The sequence below is a fragment of the uncultured Aquimarina sp. genome (assembly GCF_947492405.1).
GTDB lineage: Bacteria > Bacteroidota > Bacteroidia > Flavobacteriales > Flavobacteriaceae > Aquimarina.
Genome location: NZ_CANLMP010000002.1, coordinates 254,941 through 278,240, shown reverse-complemented (window position 1 = coordinate 278,240; position 23,300 = coordinate 254,941). Strand labels below are relative to the sequence as shown.

Here is a 23,300-nt window from a genome sequence, read left to right as displayed (position 1 = left end):
ATTCGGTAAAAAATTAAACTAAATTTTTTTATTCCAGATATCGCTTTTCGATGGTTTTTATAGTGCTCTCAAAGATAGTAGTGTCATGTAAGCCTTTAGTTACGATAAGACTACCTTGAATTTCGATTAATGTTTGAATTGCTTTTTCTTTCGCTTTAGCAGAAGGCAAATTCAGAGCGAGTCCTATTTCTGTAAATGCATTAATCCAAGATTTCATTCCATTATTAACTTGTTTTTCAAATAGTTCTAATCCCGCCTGCATTGAAAACGCGCGAAAAACACAAGTTTCATTTCCTTCATTGTATAGTGTTCTGATATGAGCTAATGCATTTACTAGCCGTTGTCTGGGTTTGGTGTTTTCATCGGTCAATGCAAAAAAGATATGATCTTCTACCCAGTTACCTACGTGATCAAAAACACGTTCTGCCATCTCTTTTTTTCCTTTAGGGAATCTATGGTATAAGCTCGCTTTTTTTAAACCAGTTACCTCCGCTATTTCGTTTAGGCTAGTTCCTTCATAACCTTTGGCTCTAAAAGTCTTGGTTAACCCAATTATTAACTCTTCATCTAAAATTTTTTGTGGTCTCATATGACAAAGGTAAATAAAAATATTTAGTTACCAAACGTTCGGTAAAATATTTTAATATTTTTTTATCTCACTTTAACTATTATATTTATCATTCTTGCCAATCGGTAGTTTTGATATAAGTTCTTATACATAAACTCGTTTGCTTAAGAAATAATAGGACTTCTTTATGAGAGGAATTGTATATGATAAACCTTTGTATTGGTTTTTTTTACTTTCTACTATAGTAGCGATATCACAGGCTCAAACTGAGAAGAACGTTGCTAAAAGAGATAGTTTATTAACTATTTATACTATTTGTGAGGATATTGAACAAGCCAAGGCGTCTTATGGTCTCAGCTTATATTACAAAGATGTCGACATGGATACTTCTTTACAATATGCAGAAACGGCTAAGAAACTATCATTGTTACATAAAGATTATGGTTTGTATGCGCGTAGTTTAAAACGACTAGGTGTCATTTATATGTATTCTGAGGATGCAGACTTAGCTCATAATTATTTTAAAAGAGCGAAACGTATTGCAAATGATGAGAAAGATTATTTTCTGATTGCAGATATTCAATCAGATATAGGTTTGTTATACCAGAGGAAAAGTGATTATAAAGAATCATTAAATAATTTGATGGAAGCTTATTATTTTTTTAAGGATAAAGAACCTTCTGTAGAAAAACATAAATCGCTAAATAGACTTGGGATTTTATATTCTAAACTAGATAAAAATAATAGATCTGTTGATATATTCACTGAAGCACTAGATGTAGCAATACGTCTAGGCGAAAAAGATAGAGAAATTACTAGTTATATAAACTTAGCGGTAATACAAACCCAGTCAGAAAATTTCGAAAAAGCCATTGTATTATATAAAAAGATTATAGGCAAAAATCTAGATGATAACCTTACTTATCAGAATCAAAAGAAAACTTGTTATAACAATCTGGCATTTAATTATTATAAAATAAAGGAACATGATTCTAGCCTTATGTATGCTAAAAAATCTTTGGCTATTAAACCCGACAAATTATTTGATAGTAGAGTAGCTCAAACGTATCGTACTTTGGGAAATGTATATTTAGATATAGGTGATTATAAAAAAGCAGCATCTAATCTTAATCGAGCATTGTCTATAGCAGAAGAATATGAAATTAAAACCGCTATTATTGATGCTTACAAGGATCTATATAGATATCATAAAAAAACACAAAACTATAAAGAAGCGCTTACCTATTATGAAAAATTCACTTCATTAGAATCTAAACTATTGGATGAAAACTTCTCTGAACAGATATCAAAAATTGAATCTTCAAAAGTAATTGAACAAAAAGATGTTGCTTATGCTTCTTTATCAAAAGAGAAAGCAGAAGATAAAAAAGAATTCGAATCAGATATAGAACGAATCATTTGGATTGTAAGTATCGTTTTAATTGCCATCATAGGAATGATTATATTATATGTTTACCGTAATAGAGTATATCTGGCAGAAAAACAGAAGCAAATTTCTACTATGAAATTATTTGCATTACGATCACAAATGAACCCTCATTTTATTTTTAATACAATAAATGGGGTGCAAAATTCTATATTGAAGTCGGATAAATTTAGCGCATATAATTACCTGAGTAAGTTTTCTCAATCCATTAGGTTGATTTTAGATAATTCGAATGATTCGTTTATTAGATTACAAAAAGAATTAGACCTTATTAAAGTATACGTAGATTTAGAAAAAATACGATTTAGGAATAGATTAGATTTTACAATGAATGTAAATGTTAATGTCGAGGAGCAAAATCCTTATATTCCTGCAATGATTTTACAACCAATCATAGAAAATTCAATTATCCATGGCATTAGTAATAAACCAGAAGGGGGCCATGTTTCTTTAATAATTGAACCTTATAACGGTAATTTGAAAGTTATAATAGAGGATGATGGTATAGGAAGAAAAGAAGCTCAAAAAATAAAAATGTCTAAACCGAAAGGTGTTGTAGGAATTACCTCGATTAACACGAAACAACGAATAGATATTTTGGCAAAATCTGGATATAAAGATGCTAGATATTATTTTGAAGATCTTATAGGAAAAAGTGGTAATATTAAAGGAACAAGAAGTATATTAATTCTACCGTTAAAGAATATGTATGACAAAAATAATTAATGCAATTATTGTAGATGACGAATTAAACGGAATTGAAAACCTACAATCTTTGATTGTAACATTCTATCCGAAAATTCAAATAGTAGGTACAGCTCAAACTTTTACAGAAGCTCAAACACTGTTGGAGTCATATGATGTTGACGTAGCATTTTTAGATATCCAAATAGGTACTAGAAGTATTTTCGAGTTTCTAGAAAAATTCACTAAAATAGATTTTGAAATAATTTTTATGTCTGCTCATAATCATGCATTAGAAGCTTTTAAATTTATGGCATTAGATTATCTTTTAAAGCCTATTGATATTGATGATTTTAAAAAAGCGATAAATCGACTGTTGGAAGGATTAGAAAAAAGGTATTTTGCTAATAATGCAAAAGAATTGATAGAACAGCTAAAGTTAGAAAAAGACAAGTTTAATAAGATTTCTATTCCCACCTTTGATGGATATGAAATTGTCTCCATAAGTTCTATTCTGTATTGCTTGGCTGATGGCAGTTATACGCAGCTGACACTTAAGGATAATAAAAATATTGTTGCTTCACAGAATCTAAAATATTATGAATACTTACTAGAGAGTTTTGGTTTTTTGAGGATCCATAATTCTAGCTTAATCAATAAAGATCATATAACTCGTATTAGTAAATCTGATGGAGGATTTGTTGTAATGGATGATGGAAAAAAACTATCAATTTCTAAAACAAGAAAAGTAGATTTCTTTAAGAGTTTTAAAATTAAATAGGATATTTAAAAACATTTTTTAGATGAATTACTTTTGACATTTATACTTACTTTTGTTAAAATTTAAAAAATACATATTACATGAAGGCATATGTTTTTCCAGGTCAAGGGGCTCAATTTTCAGGAATGGGTCTGGATTTATATGAAAATTCGGAAATCGCGAAAGAACTTTTTGATAAAGCCAATGATATTTTAGGTTTCGAAATTACTAAAATCATGTTCGAGGGAACTGCGGATGAGTTAAAACAAACTAAAGTCACTCAGCCAGCAATATTTTTACACTCTGTTATTCTTAGTAAAGTATTAGGAGATAGTTTTAAACCCGATATGGTAGCAGGGCATTCTTTAGGCGAATTTTCTGCATTAGTTGCTAATGGAACATTAAATTTTGAAGATGCACTTAGACTAGTTTCTAAAAGAGCATTAGCAATGCAACACGCTTGTGAGTTAAAACCTTCTACAATGGCAGCGGTTCTAGGATTAGATGATGAGGTAGTAGAAAAAGGATGTGAAGAAATTGATGGAATAGTAGTCGCAGCAAATTATAATTGTCCAGGTCAATTGGTGATCTCAGGAGAAGTAGAAGCAATAGAAAAAGCTTGTGAATTGATGAAAGAAAAAGGTGCGCGTAGAGCATTGGTATTGCCAGTTGGTGGTGCTTTTCATTCTCCGCTAATGGAACCGGCAAGAGAAGAGTTAGCCGCAGCAATAGAAGCGACAACTTTTAATACACCTAACTGTCCGATATATCAAAATGTAACTACAACTGCAGTTACAGATCCAGAAGAAATTAAAAAGAATCTGATTGCACAATTAACTGCTCCTGTAAAATGGACGCAAAGTGTACAAAATATGATGAAAGATGGTGCTACATCATTTACAGAGGTGGGGCCTGGAAAAGTATTATCAGGATTAGTGAAAAAAGTAGATCGATCTATGGAAACTATTTCTGCTTCGATCTAGGATAGAAGAAATTTTAAAAATTAAAAACTCGAAGTCCAATAAACTTCGAGTTTTTTTATGATTGATATAGGTGCTATTCTTACACTTTCAATTCGCCTTTCATAAACTTAAGAATGTATTGTGCTATTTCTTCACCTTTTTCTTCTTGTAGAAAGTGCCCGGCATCTTTAATTTTAATTTTCTGTTGTTCTTTTGCAGTAGGAATCAGTTTATAAAAGAATTTATCCAATCCACCAAGAATTTTGTCTTTATCTGAGAATAATACCAAGGCAGGTTTATTCCAGGTTGAAAGTACGTCTCTTGCCTTCTGAATTGGTTTAACCGCTGGATCATTCTTATCAGCAGGAACTAATAACGGAAAAGCAACAGCTCCACCTTTATGTTTGCGGTTAGGGAAAGGAGCATTATAAGCATCCAGAACTTCTTTAGATAATTTCTGATAAGAACCTCGTTTAAGAATTGTGCTTATCGATAATGATGGATGATATTTTGCATACATTCTCCAAATCTTAAAAAAAAGAGACATCTTTTTACCTACAGGTAAAAAAGTATTTAATATTACAACTCGTTTAAATCTCTCTGGATATTTTGCTAATAAACTTAAGCCTAACATGCCACCCCAATCTTGCACAACCAAAGTAATATCATTGAGATCTAATTTTTGAATAAAATGTTCTAGAGATCTAAAATGAAGATCAAACGTATAATTTTTCCAACCTACAATTTTATCAGATTTACCGAACCCAATTAGATCTGGTGCGATAAAACGATAGTCTTTTAATGAAGGTATAAATTTTCTGTAAAGATATGACCAAGTCGGTTCTCCATGTAGTGCTAAGATAGTTTCACCTTTTCCCTCGTCGATATAGTGCATTTTGAGATTATCAAAATCAATAAAATTTTCCTTGTAAGGGAAATCTTTAATAGTTTCAAAACGAGTAAGATCTGGTCTAAGAATTTGCATATTATATGTTTGTTGACTATTTCTAGCAATTATAGCATATTGGTCGTTCCGGGTCTTGTTTCCTGAATTTAAATCTTAAAAACTTGTAGAGTGTTAGTAGTTTTCTATAAATGGAGTGAATTGTTTAAAGAATTCAATGATCACTTTTCTACTATTTTTCTGCCTTGAATTGAGTTTCAAGATATACTTGTTTCCAATTTCCATCTGTATAATCTCCTACTTTGAAATTATAGGTGTAATCATCAACATATTCCCACATATCCGTTACTAACGATTCTCCATATTGATATTGATAGATGAGATTTTTTTTGTCTATTGTTACTGTTCCTGTTGTTACACCTCCAAAAATATCAAATTCCCAGAATTTAATAGTTTTCGTTTCTGAATCAAATTTTCTGATTCCGTGATTACGCGAACCATATTTTGTTTGGTTTTTATCTGTGAATCCTTTGGATTTAGAAATAACTAAGGTGTTATCTAGGTCATATTTAAATATGGTTTCTTGCTTAAATAGTGTGCCATCTCCCCATTTACCTTCAGCTTTCCATGTTTTTTCTACTAAATTTTTAAATATAGAAAGATCAGTTTCTTGACTCTGGACAGATATCGAGACCATAGCAATCAAAAGAAAAATTTTAACCGTTCTCATAATAATCTTTTAAATTTTATTCTTTATTAGTAAACAACCACTCAATTGCCGAAGTAAAATGTCCTTTCCAGAACGCTTCGTTATGTTCACCTTCGGGATCAACGATCAGATGGATATTTTCTTTAGGATGATTCGATGACAGGATTTGAGTATACATTTTCTCTGTATTTTCTACCATTCCGTGTCCTTCTTTTTTGCCAATCAATAAGAATATCTTAGTTTCTTTAGAAATTTGATGATTTCGTGTAAATGTAAAAACCTCTTCAGAATACCAATAAGACGGAGAAAAGATCCCTGTTTTACTAAAAATTTCAGGATATTGGTAGATAGCATAGTGAGAAATTAATCCTCCCATAGAACTCCCCATAATCGCTGTGTTACTTTTATCAGCTAATGTTCTGTAGTTGTTATCTATGTATGGTTTTATTTGATTTACAATAAACTTCATATATGCCTCGCCTTCTGCTTCGCCAAACTCTGAGTTTTTCCAGGGACTTAGTTCATTCATGCGTTTTTCAGCGCCATTATCTATTCCAACAACAATGAGTTCTAAACCAGATGTTTCTGCTAGTTCGTTAAGACTTTCATCAACTTCCCATTCACCAGAGTATGAAGTGAATTTGTCAAATAAATTTTGAGCATCGTGCATATAAAGTACTGGATATTTTTTATCAGATGTATTATAGTTAGGTGGGACATAAATTCGAATCTGTCGATTACGGTCTAAGTTAGCTATTTCGAATTGTTTTTCTAATACTTTTACATTAGGCTGTGCTGTAGTTTTTAGTAAAACCGTATCTGTTTTGAATTCCTTTGTTTCTGTTTTTAGAGCAGTTTCGGAATTTTTTGATACTTGATTCTTACATCCTATAATACATACTGAAATTAGTATAAGATAAAGGTATTTAGTATTCATGATTTTTATTAGTTAGAAGAGGTTTTGGATAACAGACTATCAATTTGTTTAAAGGAATATTTTCCCAGTATATTACCTTCGGGTGAAATCAAAAATTTAGCTGGAATTTCTGATACACCATATTTTCTTGCAATTTCAGATAACATAACAAATCTATTTTGATCAACAATTTGATTTTTCCAAGTATAGCCATATTTCGATACTACTTTTTTCCAAGATTTTGAATCTTTCTCAAGAGCAATACTGACCACAGTTAATTTATCAGAGTGTTTTTTATGAAGAGCTACTAATTCAGGACTTTCTTTAAGACAGGGAGCACACCAGGAACCCCAAAAATCCAGGAGAACATATCCTCCTTGTAAGTTAGATAATTTAAAAGATGTTCCATCTATCAGAGTAGCTTCAAAATCCGGAGCTAGATCTCCTTCATCTGCAGCCGACCATTTTGTATAGACATAGAATAATCCAAATAAAATGATTACTCCAAGAATACTATAATTCAATATTTTTTTCACAATCATAATTTTTTTGGATGCTAATCAATAGTCTGTTTGATAAACTATTGCTTGTAGATCTTACCCTCCTTCATTACAAATATTACATTCTCCATAGTTTTTATTTCTTCGGTAGGATCATCGTTTACTGCTACGATGTCTGCCAGGAAATCCGGAGCTATCTGTCCTAATTCCTTACTCATATTCAATACTTTTGCATTTACGATTGTCGCACATTGTATAGCCGTTATAGGGCGCATACCTGCTTCTACCATATATCCAAATTCTTTAGCGTTTTGTCCATGTTTAAAAACTCCCGCATCCGTACCAAACGCAATACGAACACCACGTTTATGTGCTTTCTTAAAAGTGTCTTGGATCTGTGGTCCTATTTCCAGCGCTTTAGGAACAATAACTTCGGGGTAATATCCTTCAATTTTTGCTTTTTCGGTTACTTCTTTTCCAGCTGTAATAGTAGGTACTAAATAGGCTCTCTTTTTTTTCATTAAGTCCATTGTTTTAGTACTCATTAATGTTCCGTGTTCGATTGTTTTGACACCACCATTAACAGCACGTTGCATTCCTTCATCTCCATGTGCATGGGCAGCCACATGAAATCCATAATCTTTGGCAGTTTTACAAATTGCCTTTATTTCTTCTAAAGTAAATTGTGGATTAGAACCACTTTTGGCAACACTTAAGACTCCTCCTGTCGCAGTAATTTTAATAAGATCTGCTCCATTTTTATATCGTTGTCTCACCGCTTTTTTTGCATCTTCCTCGCCATTTATAACACCATCTTTAGGTCCTGGATCTCCGATAATAGATTTTTTGCTTCCATTAGTTGGGTCTCCGTGACCTCCTGTGCTGGATATGATCTTTCCGGCTGTAAAAATTCGTGGTCCTATAATTTTTTCCTGAGCGATTGCTTTTTTTAAAGAAATATTAACTCCACTTCCTCCAAGATCTCTTACCGTAGTAAAACCTGCCATTAATGTTGCTTTAGCAAACCCAACAGAATTGTAGGCCACATCAGCATTATTATTTGTATAACGTTCTAAATATGCTTTAGGATTAGACTCACTTTCCATATGTACATGCATATCAATAAGCCCTGGCATTACGGTTTTATCTTTGAGATCAATAATAACGTCGCCACTTTCTCCTTCGGTATACCCAATTTCTACTTTTGTAATTCTATTCCCGGAAACTACAACGGTTCTTTCGGTTAGCGTTTTTCCTGTTTTGGTATCAATTAATTTTCCGCAATGAAGATAAGTGTCTTGAGCAACAAGTGTAGTACTTATTAAAACAAAAAGTAAGGTGTAAAAGAATTTCATAAGCTAGTAAATTGTGTAAAGTTGTTTGTGAATGAATTTGTGCTAAATTATAAGAATAACAATTTAAAATAAAATACTGTAATTGATGAAAAATTATGATTTCTTTTAGAAATATGGTTCCGAGTATTGTTTTGTGTTTCCTGGAATTTCATGTTTTTCTAACTCTAAAGCTAATTGCATAGCAAAACATCATTGTAACAACTCTTCCAAATCACTTTCTATATAATCAGGAATTGCTTCAATATCTATAATCTCGTCAGAAAGGTTTTTCTTTTGTTCTTGTAGTTGAAGAATCTTTTCTTCGATGGTGTTTTTAGTGATAAAACGAGTGACCATAACATTATTCTTTTGACCAATACGATGTGCTCTGGCAATAGCTTGTTTTTCGATAAAAGGATTCCACCAGGGATCCAGGATAAGCACATACGAAGCTTTGGTAAGGTTAAGACCTACTCCTCCTGCTTTTAAAGAAATAAAAAACAGTGGGATTGCATCGTTTTCCTGAAATTCATTGACAATTTTTTCTCGATCAACATTTTTGGTCTGACCTGTAAGACTAACAAAAGAAATGCCCTGAGCTATGCACCATTCTTGATACAAATCTAGATGAGATACAAAAGAACTGAAAATCAATACTTTTTTATTAGATTTCACTAAGGTTTCTAAATAGGAGGTAACATCTTTAAATTTACCAGAAGAATTTTTTGTGTTAGTATTTAATAGTTTAGGATGGTTGGCTAGTTGTCTAAGCTTCGTTAATGTATTTATAATATGAATTTTGTTAGTAGAAACGGTGTCAATACCTAATAGTAAATTTCTAGCTGCTGATTTTTGAGACTCATATTCTTTTTCTTGTTCTGTAAGCATCTCGGTAAAGATTGTTTGTTCTGATAATTCGGGTAAATCTTTAGCTACTTGTTCTTTTGTTCTTCTTAGAATGAAAGGCTCTATTAGTGTTTTAAGTTCTTGGATACGCTCTTCGTTTTGATGCTTTTCTAAGGGAGTTTTAAAATGATCTTTAAAAAAAGGATAACTTCCTAACATTCCGGGATTGATAAATTCCATTTGAGACCAAAGATCAGATAATGAGTTTTCTATGGGGGTACCGCTTAAAGAGATTTTATGTATTACATTGATATCGTTAATCGCTTTAAATATTTTAGATTCTTTATTCTTGATTTGTTGACTCTCATCAGTGATTAAATATGTAAACTCTGTTTTTTGTAGCGTAGCGATATCTTTGGATAATGTAGTATAGGTAGTTAGAATAATGTCATAAGTTTCTAAATATGGGATTATTTTTTTGCGATCGCTTCCTATATATTTTGCAATAGTTAAATGTGGTGCAAATTTCAATATTTCCTGAGCCCAGTTAAATACTAATGAGGATGGTAATACAATTAATGCTTTTAGATAAGTTCTAACCTCCAACGGATCACTAAATAAATCTAATCGAATCGTTTTAGTGTCTTCTGGAGCTGGCGTAAGCTGTTCTTTTACAAACACTAATGTTGCGATGGTTTGTAATGTTTTTCCAAGTCCCATATCATCCGCAAGACAAGCTCCCAGTTGATTTTGATAATGTTTTACTAACCATTTTACACCTTCTTCCTGATAGGGTCTTAAGATGGCTTTCAATTTAGAAGAGGGTTCATAGTCTAAACCAATACCATCAGCGAGAGCAAGTTCTTCTGGAGGTACTAGATCTTTTAAGAGCGTGTAATTACCTTTGTTTACTAGAATACTATCTTCTTTTACTCTTCCAAAATTTGCTAATTTCTTGTAACGTGTCATCCATTCCAATGGAATAATGAAAACGGATTCATTGTCTATTGGAAAAAAGCGATTATTCTCTTTTATGTATTTAATAAATTTGGAAAATGGAATTTCCTGTAAACCAATAATAACTATTCCTTTGACATCGAACCAGTCATTTTTTTTTTATTTTTAATTTCGATCTTATGTGGATCTAGGTTTACAGATCTGTCTTCCAGATCTGGAAGTATTATTTCAAACCCTTCTTTTTCTAATTCTTTATGATGTGTTTGAACCCAATTAAAAATGGCTAAAGGATCATCAGATGTTTCAAGCTCTAATAAGAGATTAGCATTGATTGTTAGTCCTTTAGATTCTAGTAATGCTATGACTTCTTTTTCGGCATTAGGATCTCTTTTGATTTGAGTGATTTGAATTTCTTCATTTTCTCCAAAATGTACATCAGAGGAAGTTTTTTTGGCACTATTGTAGTCAAAAGAGGTTTGTTCGTAATTAAAAACTACTTTGGCAACATAGTTTTCCTTTATAAAATCCTGAATAATTTCTATTCCGTAAGATGCTATGTTTTTGTGAATTATAATCTCAAAACCATTTGCAATTACATCAACATTTTTTATAACAGGAATAATAACCTTATCTAGATAAGTTTTAATATGTTTTTTAGCAATAGTAATCTTTTCCTTACTGAAAAAAGGTTTTAGTTTATTGGCATTTAGATTATTAATGTGATAAATAGACTTGTCAACTGTAATCCAGGAAGGCTCATTTAGTAATATCTGAATGCTATGATTTTGAGGGATTATAATTTTTTCTCCATCTTTCAGAGAAAACGCATAATCTATACCTTCATCAGTTTTAGTAAATTCTAAAATTGGATTGAGGATACTATCGCCAATTGATAGTCTATGAACTTCAAATGGGTCTTTTCTTTGAGCATTATGTACAACTGCATATTGGTTCTCAATTAAAAGAGAATAAAAAACGGAAAGCTTATTGTTTATATAATTGATAACTACATCTTTGATTTTGGGATCTTTCAGGATGTCTGCTAAACCAAATGTTTTTCTTTTTTTAGCTGGTCTGAATTGCTGTTCTAAAACAGGGATTTTTAGACTAGAGCATATTTCTAATAACTGCTCATGAGGTGTCTCTAGATATGGTATTTTGAAACTAGCTAAAGTCTGAGGAGTAGCCTGTTTTTCTACATAACCAAGACGGTCATTATTTACAGGTACAATATAGGTTTCTGGCAAAGGGGGAATTCCAGGGAAATTATTATGATCTACTAGATTATAACAAATACAAAATGAATCCATTATAGGTGTTTATGAGTTTTGTAATAATTAATTAAACAAATATGGATAATTAACTTTTTTAGCTTATTTAGTAATAAAATTGATAATAGTGTTTGTGATGAAATCAATTTGGTCATCATCTAATTCTGTATGCATAGGTAAAGAAATCACTTCTTTCACCAGTTGATTAGTAACCGGAAAATAGGATTCATTATAACGCTCATCTCGATACGCTTTTTGGTTATGTAAAGGAATTGGATAATATACACCACAAGGGATCCCGGTATCATTGAGATGTTTTGCTAAGGCATCACGATCTGCATTGATAACACGAAGTGTATACTGGTGAAATACATGACAGTTACACGTATCACAAATTACATCCTCACTGGTTCCGCAACTGTTTCCTTTTACTTTCGGTGTTATTATATTCTTTACACTTTCAAAAGCTTTGTTATATTTTTTTGCTGCCGCTCTTCTGGCATTATTATAAGAATCAAGATTAGGTAGTTTGGCTCTAAGTACCGTAGCTTGTATAGAATCTAATCTAGAGTTTACGCCAACTACATCGTGATGATATCTTTTGTACATTCCGTGATTTACAACTCCACGTATAGTATGTGCCAGATCATCATCGTTAGTAAAAATAGCTCCACCATCGCCATAACATCCTAAATTTTTAGAAGGGAAAAAAGAAGTAGAGGATACATGACCAATGGTTCCTGTTTTAGCTACTTTTCCATCTGCAAATTTGTAACTCGAACCAATACCTTGTGCATTATCTTCTATTACATATAGGTTATGTTCTTTAGCAATTTCCATAATTTCATCCATATTGGCAGCTTGGCCAAATAAATGAACGGGTACAATCGCTTTAGTGTTTGGAGTAATCGCTTTGCGGATAGCATTTGGATCAATATTAAACGAATCCGGTTCTACATCTACTAAAACTGGAGTAAGTTGCAATAATGCGATTACTTCTACAGTGGCGGCAAAAGTAAAATCTGCAGTGATAACTTCATCTCCTGGTTTTAGGCCTAATCCCATCATCGCTATTTGCAAAGCATCTGTACCGTTTGCACACGGAATTACATGTTTTACATCCAGATATTCTTCTAATTCTTTTTGAAAACTATGTACTTCTGGACCATTTATAAATGCGGCAGAGGAGATAACATCAAGAACAGATGCATCCACACGTTCCTTTATTTGTTCATATTGACCCTTTAAGTCAACCATTTGAATCTTCTTCATAGGATGTATTTTGTAACCCGACGAAAGTACGAAATAATGACACGATTGCCAATGTGATGACTAATTTTGATATGTTTTTTATTAACGAATAGCATCAAAATAGCACCATATTAGCAAACGCTTTTCTTTCAGATGTTTATAATCTTATTCTTTTACGAACTTTATAGTTTTGTTACTATTAACCCGTAAAAGATATATACCACCCGATAATGATTGGAGCTTTTCCGAAATGTTATATTGTGAATTTTGATTTACAGGAACAACAAAATCTGTAATCTTTTTTCCAGTAATATCATAAATATTTATGGATAGTTTATCAGAAACATTATATCCCTCAAGAGATAATAAAGCGAAGTTTTTAACCGAATTAGGAGTTATTTTTATTGATTTTTCAACTTCATTAAAGACATCAATTACTTCTTCGGTAGTATTCAAAGCTTTATTAATATCTCCAACAACGAAACCGGAGATAATACTCCTTTTAAAATTACCTTTACTTTCAGAATTTAGAAATAGACTATATACGCCTTCTTCTAGATTTTTAGTATCAAAATAAAAACTACCATTCTTTTTATAGAAAGTAATTACTTCTGGATCATTTTTTAATAAAGTTCCATCAATTTTGGAGGTTTTAGTAATTACGCCGCGTATTTCTGTGTTTGCAAGTAAGTTGTCATTTTTTTGTTTTGAAAAAACATCAACTTTTAATGTAGGGTAGTTGTTTTTTATTAGATGTTCTAAAGACATCGTAATTCCATTATTTTGTTTTATAAAAGCAGCAAAACGAGAATCACTTTTTAGTTTAATATTACTTGTAGAAAAAGGAATCACGGTTTTGTGATATTGTTCATTATGGCTTTTTAGTGTGTGTACTTGTTTTTGATCCTGATCAAAACCTTGAAACTCTGCTGTTGGTTTTTCATGAAGAATCTCTGCAACTGCAAATGTGGAATTTTTATCCAATAGCACTTGATCATACTCGTTTTCAGAATGAATGATGTAATAGTTACTTTTCGTTATAAAATTAAGTGGGTTTTCTGTTTCAGAAGTTTGACTGCTTTTGTAGGAGCGATTTTGGAGATATGATTTTACATAAGGCCAGCTAAACTGTCCCAAACTTACGTCGATATGATCAAAAAAGGCACGAAAATCATTTTTTCTGAACACATATTCTGCACCAGGTCTTAGCGTACTTCTATAGGGAGCAACTCCATCATTGGCTCCTTGAACAGGGAGTAAAATTCCGCCTGTAGCGGTAAAAGCTGCTCTAGCAAGGAGATTAGATCCATTAAAATATCCAGAAGCTCCTAATACCACAAATTTATCAGGTTCATTATTAGGATTGTTATCTAGATAAGGACGTATGACATCTCTACAGTAATAAGTGGTTGAGGTTCTGGCACCTTCGTTCAAACCGGTTAAACGCCAAGCCCAGTTTAACCATGGCATTTGAGAAATATCTGCCAAATAAGTTCCCCAATAAGGAGTTCCTAAAGCAAAAACCTGATTTACTTTATCCTTTTTTCCATATTCAATCATAGCGGCCTCTACTGCTTTTCCTCCATTACTATGTGCAATAATGGATACATCAGAGACATTATATTTTTCTGTAATAATATCGATGGATTCGGCTAGTAATTCTCCATTAACCCATATACCACCACCTCTGGTAGTAGCAACAAAAACAGCTTGATATCCTTCGTTATATGTTTTTTGATAGAAATTGTTATCAAATAAAAATTGCGTTTGATTAAGATCGATGTATCCGTGATTAAATAAAATCACTTCTCCATTATAATTAGGTGGAGTAACACCGTAATGAATAGTGGATTTAAAAAGTGGCCCTATAAAAAAAGGACTAAGTTGATCTGGTTTTGGGAGTTGAACTTCTACAAAGTTCTGTGAGCATAATATTGTACAGGAAAATAATGCAATTAAAGTAGTTTTTAATTTCATAAGGTTTAGAGTTTGTGTGATAGTTGATGTCAATTTAGTAATTTTAATGAATATATTTTGTTAAAAACACAAAAAAACATGTTTATTTTTGTTAAAATGAAAATTTCATTGAATTTTAATCAATTTGATAAATATGTTTTTTGGGTCAAATGTTTACCCGTTTTTATAAGAAAGAGCGTATTTTAGCGATGCATAAAATCAGAACTCTTGAATTTTCTCTATAATCTTCTTATCTCAGCATTCAATGTGTTACTTCCGGTTATTGGGTTACTAAGTCCCAAACTTTCGTTGTTCGTAAAGGGCCGGAAAACGGTATTCGAGATATTATCAAAGAGTATAAAAAAAGAAGATCACGTAATCTGGTTTCATTGTGCTTCGTTAGGAGAATATGAGCAAGGAGTACCGATAATGGAGGAGGTTAAGAAAAAGTACCCTAATTATACTTTATTGGTGACTTTTTTTTCCCCGTCAGGTTATGAGGTTAAAAAAAATAGTACCCTGGTTGATGTAATAGTTTACTTACCGATAGATACCAAAGCAAATGTCCAAAGATTCATAAAATTAGTAAATCCACAACTTGTGATTTTTGTAAAATATGAATTTTGGCCAAATTATTTAAAAGAGCTAAAATCTCACAATATTCCTATTGCTATAGTTTCTGCAACATTTAGAGAAGATCAAGCATTTTTTAAATGGTATGGTGGTTTTATGCGAAAGGCTTTACAAACGGTAGATCACTTTTTTGTTCAGGATACTATTTCGCAAAGATTATTAAACCAAGTAGGCTTTAACAATGTTACTATCAGTGGTGATACACGTTTTGATAGAGTGTCTCATCAAATCGAAATGGATAATCAGGTAGATTTTATTTCAGAATTTATTGAAGATAGACTTTGTGTAGTGATAGGAAGTTCTTGGTCAGAAGATGAAGAAGTATTCGTGGATTTTGTTAACCAAGCTTCGGATGATTTGTGTTTTATCATTGCGCCACATGAAATAAAAGATAATGGTGTACAGGCATTAAAACAGAAACTGATAGGTAAGACCGTGCTGTTTTCCGAAAAAGAAGAAAAGAATATGATTGAATATCAAGTATTTATAATGAATACAATTGGATACTTGTCGCGAGTCTATAGTTATGGCAACATAGCTTATGTCGGCGGAGCAATGGGGACATCTGGATTGCATAATATTCTAGAACCTGCCACTTTTGGAATCCCTATTATAATTGGGAAGAATTTTGAAAAATTCAGAGAAGCGAAACAACTTCAAAAATTAGCAGGATTATTTTCGGTTTCTAATGCTACAGAGTTTTCAAGTATTATGAAGAAGTTGATTGATAACAAAAAATTCAGACAGCAAACAGGTATGATTGCTGGTCATTTTATCAATAGCAATACCGGTGCTACTGATATGATTATAGAATATTTGGTTGAGAAATTGGATAGCAACTAAACCGTTACTGCCTCATTCAGGTATCTTCTAAAAGGAAGCATTTCTTTATACACTTCGATTACTCTTTCATTAAAATCATCTTGTAGAATTTCTTTTTTGGTTAAAGGATGGATAACAGCAATAGTTTTACGGCGTAATAAATCTATATGTTCGTGATCCATTGTATATCCTTTAGGAGCCTTTTTCAGAGATTCTCCATCATCATATAATGGACCAAACGTCTTCTGAAAACTTTTCTTATTAATAATGGAGGTTAATTCATCTCCATTATAATCGATCGCTTCTCTTATGCTTTTCAGAATTTTAGAATCAGGTTTCCAATAACCACCAGCGAGTTCACAATCATTGATGCCAATTTGTATATAAAAGTCTCCCTGCTTGGTTCGTTGATCTAATCCAGCGGCAAAATGATCTTTATAAACTGGTTTGTTAGGGTGAAAAAGGAGATTGTTGTTAATTCTATTAATTCCTTTTCTGCCTGGAGTTGGATAATAATTGGAGTCAATTTTGGCAAACTCCGTATCCAAATTATCTAACCAATTAATAAAAGAATTTCGGATTTGTTGATACCATTTTCGATTAGCATCCATCCATTCTTTGTTATTATTTTGCTGTAATTCTGAAAGGAATTGAAATAAATCATTGAAATTCATTCTGTTAAAAAAATTAAGATTTTTTGTGAAAACATTACCAAGGTAATAGAAATAGTGGGATTAGAATGACGTTATAGCCATATAATAACAACTAAAATTTTTATATTATGAAAAAAGTAATTTTAGCCTTAGTGTTTTTATTTACTTTAAATGTAGCATTTGTTTCTTGTAGAGATACAAATAAGGAAACAGAAAATGCCACTGAAGAAACCAGCGAAGTACAAAAAGAAGTTGAAAATACTACTGAAGAAGCTGTAAAAGAATCTGCTGAAGTTATAGAAGAAGCAGAACAAGCGGTAAAAGAGACTGGTGAAGAGCTTGAAAAGTCTTTAGAGAAAGCAGTAAAAGAAGACAATAAAGAGACTGAAAAAGAGGGTGAGCAACAATCTTAAGAATTTAAAGTAGAAGAAACTTGCTAATAGTAAGTTTAAAAAAAGAAGGCCTTTCTTAATTGAAAGGCCTTTTGTTATTTCTAGAATAATCCGTTTAATTCTGCATCAATACGGTTGATGATACTACCAAGATCTTCTGGGTTGTCTACAAAGTTAAGATGATCGACATCTACAATAAGTAAATTGCCTTTATCATATCCATGTGCCCAAGCCTCATAACGTTCATTTAATCGGCTGAGATAGTCAATACTAATTGTATTTTCATATTCACGACCACGTTTATGAATTTGAGCTACCAAATTAGGAATACTACTCCGTAAATAAATTAGTAAATCAGGCCCTTCTACTACGCTTTCCATCAAATCAAATAACGATTTGTAGTTTTCGAAATCACGATTGGTCATTAACCCCATTGCGTGAAGGTTAGGAGCAAAAATATAAGCATCCTCATAGATCGTTCTATCCTGAATAATATCTTTTCCACTTTCACGAATTTCTAAAATTTGTCTAAAACGGCTATTAAGGAAATAGATTTGTAGGTTAAAAGACCAGCGCTCCATTTTATTATAGAAATCCTCCAAATAAGGATTCTCCAGTACATCTTCGAATTGAGGTTCCCATCGATAATGTTTGGCCAATAGTTTGGTTAATGTTGTTTTTCCGGCACCAATATTTCCAGCAATGGCTACATGCATAGTTGATTAATTTTTTCGGGGTGTTAGATCAAAACTGTAAATCTTACTTTGGTGGTAAATATAAAGGATTTCATTAGTAACATAAAACTGTTTTATAGGAATTTCCAGAAGATTCATCTTTTCTATTTCTTTTGTCTTTGTAGAATAATAGTATAACCTGCCTTCCTTAAGTAATAGCAAATCATCATTAATGATCCTCATATCAGTATATCCTTTATTACCACTTCTGGTTAATAGACTTCCATAAATATTAAATTGAGAAAGTGTTTCTGAAGTAAGTATCCAGCAATAATTAAAGTTACTATGTAGTTTAGTAGGAAGTTCGGTAATAGGTTGCGTGGTGACTAGCGTTTTGTTAGAGTTCGTATTAAACAGTTCTAATTGCTGCGTATTATTATCAAAAACCCAAACACTATTATCATTTGCGGGAGAAACCAAAGAAACACTCTTAAACTCAGCAATAGTATTAAAATTTATACGATCAATTTCGGATAAATATTTATCAACCAATACAATGGTGTTAGAGGATTCGTAGAACAGTACAATTTTTAAAGGATTCAAAATAGATACTTGTGTGAGTTGACCTAGAATAAAATCACCAAATTGCCATTCTTGATCATTCCATTTTTTATAAAAAATATTTCCTTTGGTGTAATAAACTGCGCCAAAAGAGTCAAAACCCAAAAAATGATCTGCTTCTAATGAGATGGAGTCTCGTACAATTGTGTTCTTCTGAGTGTAACCGCTATAGATAAACCCGAATAAGATTAAAAAGAATAGTACCTTCTTCATGAATTAGCAAAGTACAAAAATAAGGCCATTTCTAACAAACTAATTTATACCCAAACCCTCTAACATTAATAATCTGGATGGAATCGTCTTGTTTTAATTTTTTTCTAAGTTTGGTAATAAACACATCCATACTTCGGCCATTAAAGAAATCATCATCCCCCCAAAGTTTTTTGAGAATCATAGAGCGATCTAATACTTGGTTTTTGTTTTTTACTAAATGAAATAACAAATGTGCTTCTCTATGAGTGAGTTGATGAGATTCACCGTGATAATTAAGGATTTGCTTTGGGAAATCAAAGGTGTATTTGCCAATTACAAGTGTTTCAGAATTTTGTTGCGTTTTAGTTCTATGCAGAAGATTGTTGATTCTGACAATAAGTTCTTCCATGCTAAAAGGCTTCTTTAAATAGTCGTTGCCTCCAATTGTGAAACCTTCTACCACATCCTGTGTTTGTGATTTAGCAGTTAGAAATATAATAGGAATGGTATCATCTTCTAACCGGATTTCTTTGGCCAGTGTAAATCCATCTTTTTTAGGCATCATTACATCTAGCACCAATATTTTTGGTAAAACAGATTTATACATCGAATACGCTTCTTCACCATTTTGTGCTAGATGTACTTTAAAGTTTCTTGTTTCTAAACTTTCTTTGATAATTTGCCCTAATGAAGGTTCATCTTCAGCCAATACTATTTCAACAATTTTATCCATTGGGTAAAGTGATTTTAAAATTAGTTTCCTCTTGATTAAGAAGCAATTCTATTGTTCCTCCGTGTTTTTCGATAATAGTCTTAGTATAAAATAGTCCGATTCCGAATCCTTTTACATCATGAGTATTTCCCTTTGGTACTCGATAAAATTTTTCGAATATCTTATCTTTTTGCGATTTAGTTAAGGATGTTCCATTATCCTTAATCTCAAGAACAATGTGTGACTTTGTCTTTTTTAAGAAGACTTCAACAGTATTTCCACCATATTTAATAGCATTATCCAATATGTTATTTATCGCATTTTCAAAATGAAAAACATCCATTTTTTTCCAAATGTTCTCGTGTATTGCATGAAACTTAATAGTTTTTTCCGAAATGTTAGACTGATACCTGTTAACAATAGTTTGCGTAAGATCCACAAGATTTAATTCTTCTAAGTTTAATTCGAGTTCTTCACTATCCATAGTGGCGGTTTCTAATATTTTTTCAACCATAGTGTTTAGCTTTCCTAGTTGGTTAGAGGACATCTCAACATATTTTTTAGTCTTTTCGAGATCGTTTTTCTGATTAAAATTTTGGATACCTTCTAGAGCTGCACTAATGGTAGCAATAGGGGTTTTGAACTCATGAGTAATATTGCTAATAAGGTCATTTTTTAACTCTGCCAATTGTTTTTGGTGATTGATGATTCTTAAAAGATATAAAAGACATCCTATTACAGCACTTAGTAATGAAAAAGATAATATAATACTGAATAGATTTTTCTTTAGAATTGTGCGCGTAGTATTCATAAAATACAATTCTAAGTCGCTACCTCTTGGTAAATAGGATGATTTTGTCTTAGTTTTTAAATCAGATTGATTTATGATATTTTTATTGAGATTAGAAGATATTCCTGTTTGATTGGTCAAGGTAATTCCATAACTTATATCTAACTGTTTCCGCTTAAGTTGATCTTTAAGAATACTATCTAGAGTCTCAAGTTTTAGAGAATCTTCATTAATGGAAATTATAATTTTCGAGGTAAGTTCTTCAAAAATCTTTTTTCTTGAATCATTATTTTCGGCTTTACTAAGCGAACTTGAAAATTTAGTAGTTTCTGAGGAATCTGAATTATGAATATGCTGATCTCTTAAATCTATACTATCGATGGATAGACTTCTAAATATTCTAATATCACTATGGTCTGAATCATCAGAAAATGTATAACTCTTAAAATTAACGTTTCCTGAGTCTATTTTCTTAAGAAATTTTGAAAAACCACTTCTTTTGAAAAAAGCACTAATGTTCGAAGAGTCTGAAGAGAATCCAATAGTGTTCTTTTCTGCTAATTCTGTATAGTATTGATCTACTGCATTGTCCAAGCTTATTTGGACTTCGTTAATCAACTGCCGTTTGCTTGCTTCATAATTTTTAAAGTTCCAATAAACCTGAATGCTCAATGTAACTAAAATTACTAGAGTAATAAAGTACAATACATTTCTATAACTATTCTTTTGCATACCTCAAAAATAGGATTCTTAAATGAGATAAAAACTATCGCTTAACACTCGTTAACACTGGTTAACGGTTTAGTTTGCATTTGGTTTTCATCTTTGTGAAAGAATAATTAAGATTTTAATAATAACTAAAAAAAATATAATTATGATAAGATTAATCGTACTGATCATCCTATTAAGCATAGAGAATATCTCTGCCCAAGATTTTCAGGGAATTGCAACCTATCAGACCAATAGGAAGTTTGATGTTAAATTAGATAGTACTCAGTTAAATTCTGAAATGCAGAAGCAAATTCATGAGATGATGAAAAAACAATTTCAGAAAGAATTTACCTTACGTTTTAATACAACGGAATCGGTATATGAAGAGGAAGAAAATTTAGGTGCTCCCCAACCTGCTTCAGGAGTTCGTATAATGGTGACTGGATCAGGAGCCTCTGATATTTTGTATAAAAATAATAAACAAGAGCGATTTGTAGCTCAAAGAGAAATGTTAGGAAAAATGTTTCTAGTAAAAGACACGCTAACTAATTATGATTGGAAATTAGAGAATAAAACTAAGAAAATAGGAAACTATAACTGTTATAAGGCTACAGCTAAGAGAACAATTGAGAGAATGATAAGTATGTCGACCAATACCGATTCAGAGGAAAATGTAGAAAAAGAAGAAATAACAATTACAGCTTGGTATACACCAGAGATTCCTGTTAGCAATGGTCCTTCTACTTTTTGGGGTCTACCCGGATTAATTATGGAGGTCAATGACGGACAGCAGAGTATGTTATGTAGTAAGATAATATTGAATCCAAAGAAAAAAATAGAGATTAAAGAACCTACTAAAGGTAAAGTGGTAACAGAAACTAAATTTGAAGAAATCACACTGAAAAAGATGACAGAGATGCAAGATAGAAGATCCAACCGAGATGATGGAAATAATATTCAAATAAGAATAGGAGGATAATTATTAAAGATCAATCAAAAAACGTAACAGAAAACATATACAGGGCAGTTTTATATTAACAAAAGGAATATACAGTCATTAGTTTTTTTAGGATACAATTAACTTATTTCTATTAAACTGTATGCTAATGCTATAGTCTAAATATTTAAAACTGCCTAATATGAAAACTATACTCACCTTAGTTTCTGTTCTTGTAAGTTCACTAGGAATTGCACAAGATTTTCAGGGAAAAGCCTATTATTTCAGTAAAACTGGAATGGATATGGATTTTGGGAGACGACAAATGTCTGAAGAACAGAAAAAAGCTATAGCTGATCGAATGAAATCTGCTTTAGAAAGAACATTTGTACTCACTTTTGATAAAAGTGTTGCTACTTATAAAGAGGAAGCAAAACTCGAATCAACTGATGGAGGAGGTAGATGGGGAGCAATGCTTTCTGGAATAACATCCAATAACTACTATAAAAATATCAAAACAGCTGAGTATTATGATCAACGAGAATTTTATGGAAAAAACTTTTTAATCAAGGATTCATTATCATCATACAATTGGATTTTGGTTAATGAAACTAAGAAAATTGGAAATTATATGTGTTTCAAGGCTACAACTACTAAGAAAGTAAGTAAGATAATGGATTGGCGAGCAATGAGAAGAAAGGCAAGACAGCAGAGAAATCAGAGAGAAAAAAGTAATGTTGATAAAGCAAGTACAGATGCGTCAGAAATGCCAAATGAAATCGAAGTAATTGCTTGGTACACACCAGAAATTCCGGTCAATCATGGTCCAGGAGCTTATTGGGGCTTACCGGGTTTGATTTTAGAAGTTCAGGAAGAAAGAACAACACTATTGTGTAATAAAATAGTTTTGAACGCTAAAGAAAAAGAAAAGATTAAACCCCCAACAAAAGGAAAAGGTGTCTCACAAGCTGAATTTGATCAGATCACAAAGAAGAAAATAGAAGAAATGATCGAACAGTTTAGTACACAACGACGAGGAGGCATAGGTAGAGGACGAAGAAATTAAAATTCTTTAAAAATTTAATATAGTTAAATGGC

Annotated in this window: 22 protein-coding genes; 7 read left to right on the top strand and 15 right to left on the bottom strand. The window is 31.8% G+C overall.

All coding sequences use genetic code 11. The annotated features are described in order from the left end of the window. Positions 1 to 28: 28 nt before the first annotated feature. Entirely contained in the window at positions 29 to 589 is a 561-nt protein-coding gene (locus Q0829_RS07590) for a TetR/AcrR family transcriptional regulator (RefSeq protein WP_298541576.1), read from the bottom strand. A 166-nt stretch (positions 590 to 755) separates the two neighbouring features. Between Q0829_RS07590 and Q0829_RS07585 the strand changes: the two genes are divergently transcribed. The 3 genes from Q0829_RS07585 to fabD all read left to right on the top strand — a co-directional run bounded on the left by Q0829_RS07585 (position 756) and on the right by fabD (position 4,442). Beyond that, positions 756 to 2,741 (top strand): tetratricopeptide repeat protein, encoded by a 1,986-nt coding sequence (locus Q0829_RS07585; protein WP_298541575.1) that lies wholly within the window; start codon positions 756 to 758, stop codon positions 2,739 to 2,741. Continuing rightward, entirely contained in the window at positions 2,725 to 3,480 is a 756-nt protein-coding gene (locus Q0829_RS07580) for a LytTR family DNA-binding domain-containing protein (RefSeq protein WP_298541574.1), read from the top strand. Before Q0829_RS07585 ends, Q0829_RS07580 begins: the two co-directional genes overlap by 17 nt. Before the next feature lie 80 nt (positions 3,481 to 3,560). Beyond that, positions 3,561 to 4,442, top strand: a complete 882-nt coding sequence (gene fabD, locus Q0829_RS07575) for an ACP S-malonyltransferase (RefSeq protein ID WP_298541573.1) — start codon at positions 3,561 to 3,563, stop codon at positions 4,440 to 4,442. Between the two features lie 79 nt (positions 4,443 to 4,521). Here the strand turns inward: fabD and Q0829_RS07570 are convergent, their stop codons facing one another. The 9 genes from Q0829_RS07570 to Q0829_RS07530 all read right to left on the bottom strand — a co-directional run bounded on the left by Q0829_RS07570 (position 4,522) and on the right by Q0829_RS07530 (position 15,086). Further along, on the bottom strand, positions 4,522 to 5,406 hold the full coding sequence (locus Q0829_RS07570) for a haloalkane dehalogenase (protein ID WP_298541572.1): 885 nt from the start codon (positions 5,404 to 5,406) through the stop codon (positions 4,522 to 4,524). Positions 5,407 to 5,557: 151 nt separating this feature from the next. After that, on the bottom strand, positions 5,558 to 6,055 hold the full coding sequence (locus tag Q0829_RS07565; RefSeq protein WP_298541571.1) for a hypothetical protein: 498 nt from the start codon (positions 6,053 to 6,055) through the stop codon (positions 5,558 to 5,560). A 16-nt stretch (positions 6,056 to 6,071) separates the two neighbouring features. Further along, positions 6,072 to 6,971, bottom strand: a complete 900-nt coding sequence (locus Q0829_RS07560) for an alpha/beta hydrolase-fold protein (protein WP_298541570.1) — start codon at positions 6,969 to 6,971, stop codon at positions 6,072 to 6,074. A gap of 8 nt (positions 6,972 to 6,979) precedes the next feature. Beyond that, a complete protein-coding gene (locus tag Q0829_RS07555; protein ID WP_298541569.1) occupies positions 6,980 to 7,486 on the bottom strand; it encodes a TlpA disulfide reductase family protein in 507 nt (168 codons plus the stop codon). A 44-nt stretch (positions 7,487 to 7,530) separates the two neighbouring features. Beyond that, positions 7,531 to 8,805 carry an amidohydrolase family protein gene (locus Q0829_RS07550; protein WP_298541568.1) on the bottom strand — a complete coding sequence of 425 codons (1,275 nt, stop codon included), beginning with the start codon at positions 8,803 to 8,805 and terminating at the stop codon, positions 7,531 to 7,533. Between the two features lie 189 nt (positions 8,806 to 8,994). Beyond that, on the bottom strand, positions 8,995 to 10,599 hold the full coding sequence (locus tag Q0829_RS07545) for a DEAD/DEAH box helicase (protein WP_298541567.1): 1,605 nt from the start codon (positions 10,597 to 10,599) through the stop codon (positions 8,995 to 8,997). 113 nt (positions 10,600 to 10,712) lie between these two features. Further along, positions 10,713 to 11,897, bottom strand: a complete 1,185-nt coding sequence (locus Q0829_RS07540) for an SNF2 helicase associated domain-containing protein (RefSeq protein WP_298541566.1) — start codon at positions 11,895 to 11,897, stop codon at positions 10,713 to 10,715. A 63-nt stretch (positions 11,898 to 11,960) separates the two neighbouring features. Beyond that, the gene (locus Q0829_RS07535; RefSeq protein WP_298541565.1) at positions 11,961 to 13,130 is read right to left on the bottom strand and encodes a DegT/DnrJ/EryC1/StrS family aminotransferase; all 1,170 of its coding nucleotides are present in this window, start codon (positions 13,128 to 13,130) and stop codon (positions 11,961 to 11,963) included. Positions 13,131 to 13,274: 144 nt separating this feature from the next. Further along, complete coding sequence (locus Q0829_RS07530; RefSeq protein WP_298541564.1) at positions 13,275 to 15,086, bottom strand: T9SS type A sorting domain-containing protein; 1,812 nt, start codon at positions 15,084 to 15,086, stop codon at positions 13,275 to 13,277. Between the two features lie 207 nt (positions 15,087 to 15,293). Between Q0829_RS07530 and Q0829_RS07525 the strand changes: the two genes are divergently transcribed. Further along, entirely contained in the window at positions 15,294 to 16,541 is a 1,248-nt protein-coding gene (locus Q0829_RS07525; protein WP_298541563.1) for a glycosyltransferase N-terminal domain-containing protein, read from the top strand. On the opposite strand, the gene Q0829_RS07520 is transcribed toward Q0829_RS07525, so the two are convergent. Further along, positions 16,538 to 17,194 carry a DUF2461 domain-containing protein gene (locus tag Q0829_RS07520; protein WP_298541562.1) on the bottom strand — a complete coding sequence of 219 codons (657 nt, stop codon included), beginning with the start codon at positions 17,192 to 17,194 and terminating at the stop codon, positions 16,538 to 16,540. The genes Q0829_RS07525 and Q0829_RS07520 overlap by 4 nt on opposite strands. Before the next feature lie 107 nt (positions 17,195 to 17,301). On the opposite strand from Q0829_RS07520, the gene Q0829_RS07515 reads away from it, so the two are divergent. Further along, positions 17,302 to 17,586: a hypothetical protein gene (locus tag Q0829_RS07515; protein WP_298541561.1), complete on the top strand. Its 285-nt coding sequence runs from the start codon at positions 17,302 to 17,304 to the stop codon at positions 17,584 to 17,586. Positions 17,587 to 17,666: 80 nt separating this feature from the next. Here the strand turns inward: Q0829_RS07515 and Q0829_RS07510 are convergent, their stop codons facing one another. From Q0829_RS07510 to Q0829_RS07495, 4 genes are read right to left on the bottom strand one after another with little or no spacing between them, the layout of a single operon-like run. Further along, entirely contained in the window at positions 17,667 to 18,281 is a 615-nt protein-coding gene (locus Q0829_RS07510) for a deoxynucleoside kinase (protein WP_027393042.1), read from the bottom strand. Between the two features lie 6 nt (positions 18,282 to 18,287). Beyond that, a complete protein-coding gene (locus Q0829_RS07505; RefSeq protein WP_298541560.1) occupies positions 18,288 to 19,073 on the bottom strand; it encodes a hypothetical protein in 786 nt (261 codons plus the stop codon). Positions 19,074 to 19,104: 31 nt separating this feature from the next. Then, positions 19,105 to 19,785 (bottom strand): response regulator transcription factor, encoded by a 681-nt coding sequence (locus Q0829_RS07500; RefSeq protein ID WP_298541559.1) that lies wholly within the window; start codon positions 19,783 to 19,785, stop codon positions 19,105 to 19,107. Then, positions 19,778 to 21,286, bottom strand: coding sequence for a HAMP domain-containing sensor histidine kinase (locus tag Q0829_RS07495; protein WP_298541558.1), 1,509 nt, complete (start codon positions 21,284 to 21,286; stop codon positions 19,778 to 19,780). Before Q0829_RS07495 ends, Q0829_RS07500 begins: the two co-directional genes overlap by 8 nt. Before the next feature lie 142 nt (positions 21,287 to 21,428). Between Q0829_RS07495 and Q0829_RS07490 the strand changes: the two genes are divergently transcribed. Together Q0829_RS07490 and Q0829_RS07485 are read left to right on the top strand one after the other, a co-directional pair. Beyond that, positions 21,429 to 22,244 carry a GLPGLI family protein gene (locus Q0829_RS07490; protein ID WP_298541557.1) on the top strand — a complete coding sequence of 272 codons (816 nt, stop codon included), beginning with the start codon at positions 21,429 to 21,431 and terminating at the stop codon, positions 22,242 to 22,244. Positions 22,245 to 22,404: 160 nt separating this feature from the next. Next, the gene (locus Q0829_RS07485) at positions 22,405 to 23,268 is read left to right on the top strand and encodes a GLPGLI family protein (RefSeq protein ID WP_298541556.1); all 864 of its coding nucleotides are present in this window, start codon (positions 22,405 to 22,407) and stop codon (positions 23,266 to 23,268) included. The last annotated feature ends 32 nt before the right edge of the window (positions 23,269 to 23,300 follow it).

Bases quoted from the DNA above. Each gene is read 5' to 3' on its own strand.
- Q0829_RS07590 (WP_298541576.1), bottom strand. From the start codon at position 589: ATGAGACCACAAAAAATTTTAGATGAAGAGTTAATAATTGGGTTAACC.
- Q0829_RS07585 (WP_298541575.1), top strand. From the start codon at position 756: ATGAGAGGAATTGTATATGATAAACCTTTGTATTGGTTTTTTTTACTT.
- Q0829_RS07580 (WP_298541574.1), top strand. From the start codon at position 2,725: ATGACAAAAATAATTAATGCAATTATTGTAGATGACGAATTAAACGGA.
- fabD (WP_298541573.1), top strand. From the start codon at position 3,561: ATGAAGGCATATGTTTTTCCAGGTCAAGGGGCTCAATTTTCAGGAATG.
- Q0829_RS07570 (WP_298541572.1), bottom strand. From the start codon at position 5,406: ATGCAAATTCTTAGACCAGATCTTACTCGTTTTGAAACTATTAAAGAT.
- Q0829_RS07565 (WP_298541571.1), bottom strand. From the start codon at position 6,055: ATGAGAACGGTTAAAATTTTTCTTTTGATTGCTATGGTCTCGATATCT.
- Q0829_RS07560 (WP_298541570.1), bottom strand. From the start codon at position 6,971: ATGAATACTAAATACCTTTATCTTATACTAATTTCAGTATGTATTATA.
- Q0829_RS07550 (WP_298541568.1), bottom strand. From the start codon at position 8,805: ATGAAATTCTTTTACACCTTACTTTTTGTTTTAATAAGTACTACACTT.
- Q0829_RS07545 (WP_298541567.1), bottom strand. From the start codon at position 10,599: ATGACACGTTACAAGAAATTAGCAAATTTTGGAAGAGTAAAAGAAGAT.
- Q0829_RS07540 (WP_298541566.1), bottom strand. From the start codon at position 11,897: ATGGATTCATTTTGTATTTGTTATAATCTAGTAGATCATAATAATTTC.
- Q0829_RS07535 (WP_298541565.1), bottom strand. From the start codon at position 13,130: ATGAAGAAGATTCAAATGGTTGACTTAAAGGGTCAATATGAACAAATA.
- Q0829_RS07530 (WP_298541564.1), bottom strand. From the start codon at position 15,086: ATGAAATTAAAAACTACTTTAATTGCATTATTTTCCTGTACAATATTA.
- Q0829_RS07520 (WP_298541562.1), bottom strand. From the start codon at position 17,194: ATGAATTTCAATGATTTATTTCAATTCCTTTCAGAATTACAGCAAAAT.
- Q0829_RS07515 (WP_298541561.1), top strand. From the start codon at position 17,302: ATGAAAAAAGTAATTTTAGCCTTAGTGTTTTTATTTACTTTAAATGTA.
- Q0829_RS07510 (WP_027393042.1), bottom strand. From the start codon at position 18,281: ATGCATGTAGCCATTGCTGGAAATATTGGTGCCGGAAAAACAACATTA.
- Q0829_RS07505 (WP_298541560.1), bottom strand. From the start codon at position 19,073: ATGAAGAAGGTACTATTCTTTTTAATCTTATTCGGGTTTATCTATAGC.
- Q0829_RS07500 (WP_298541559.1), bottom strand. From the start codon at position 19,785: ATGGATAAAATTGTTGAAATAGTATTGGCTGAAGATGAACCTTCATTA.
- Q0829_RS07495 (WP_298541558.1), bottom strand. From the start codon at position 21,286: ATGCAAAAGAATAGTTATAGAAATGTATTGTACTTTATTACTCTAGTA.
- Q0829_RS07490 (WP_298541557.1), top strand. From the start codon at position 21,429: ATGATAAGATTAATCGTACTGATCATCCTATTAAGCATAGAGAATATC.
- Q0829_RS07485 (WP_298541556.1), top strand. From the start codon at position 22,405: ATGAAAACTATACTCACCTTAGTTTCTGTTCTTGTAAGTTCACTAGGA.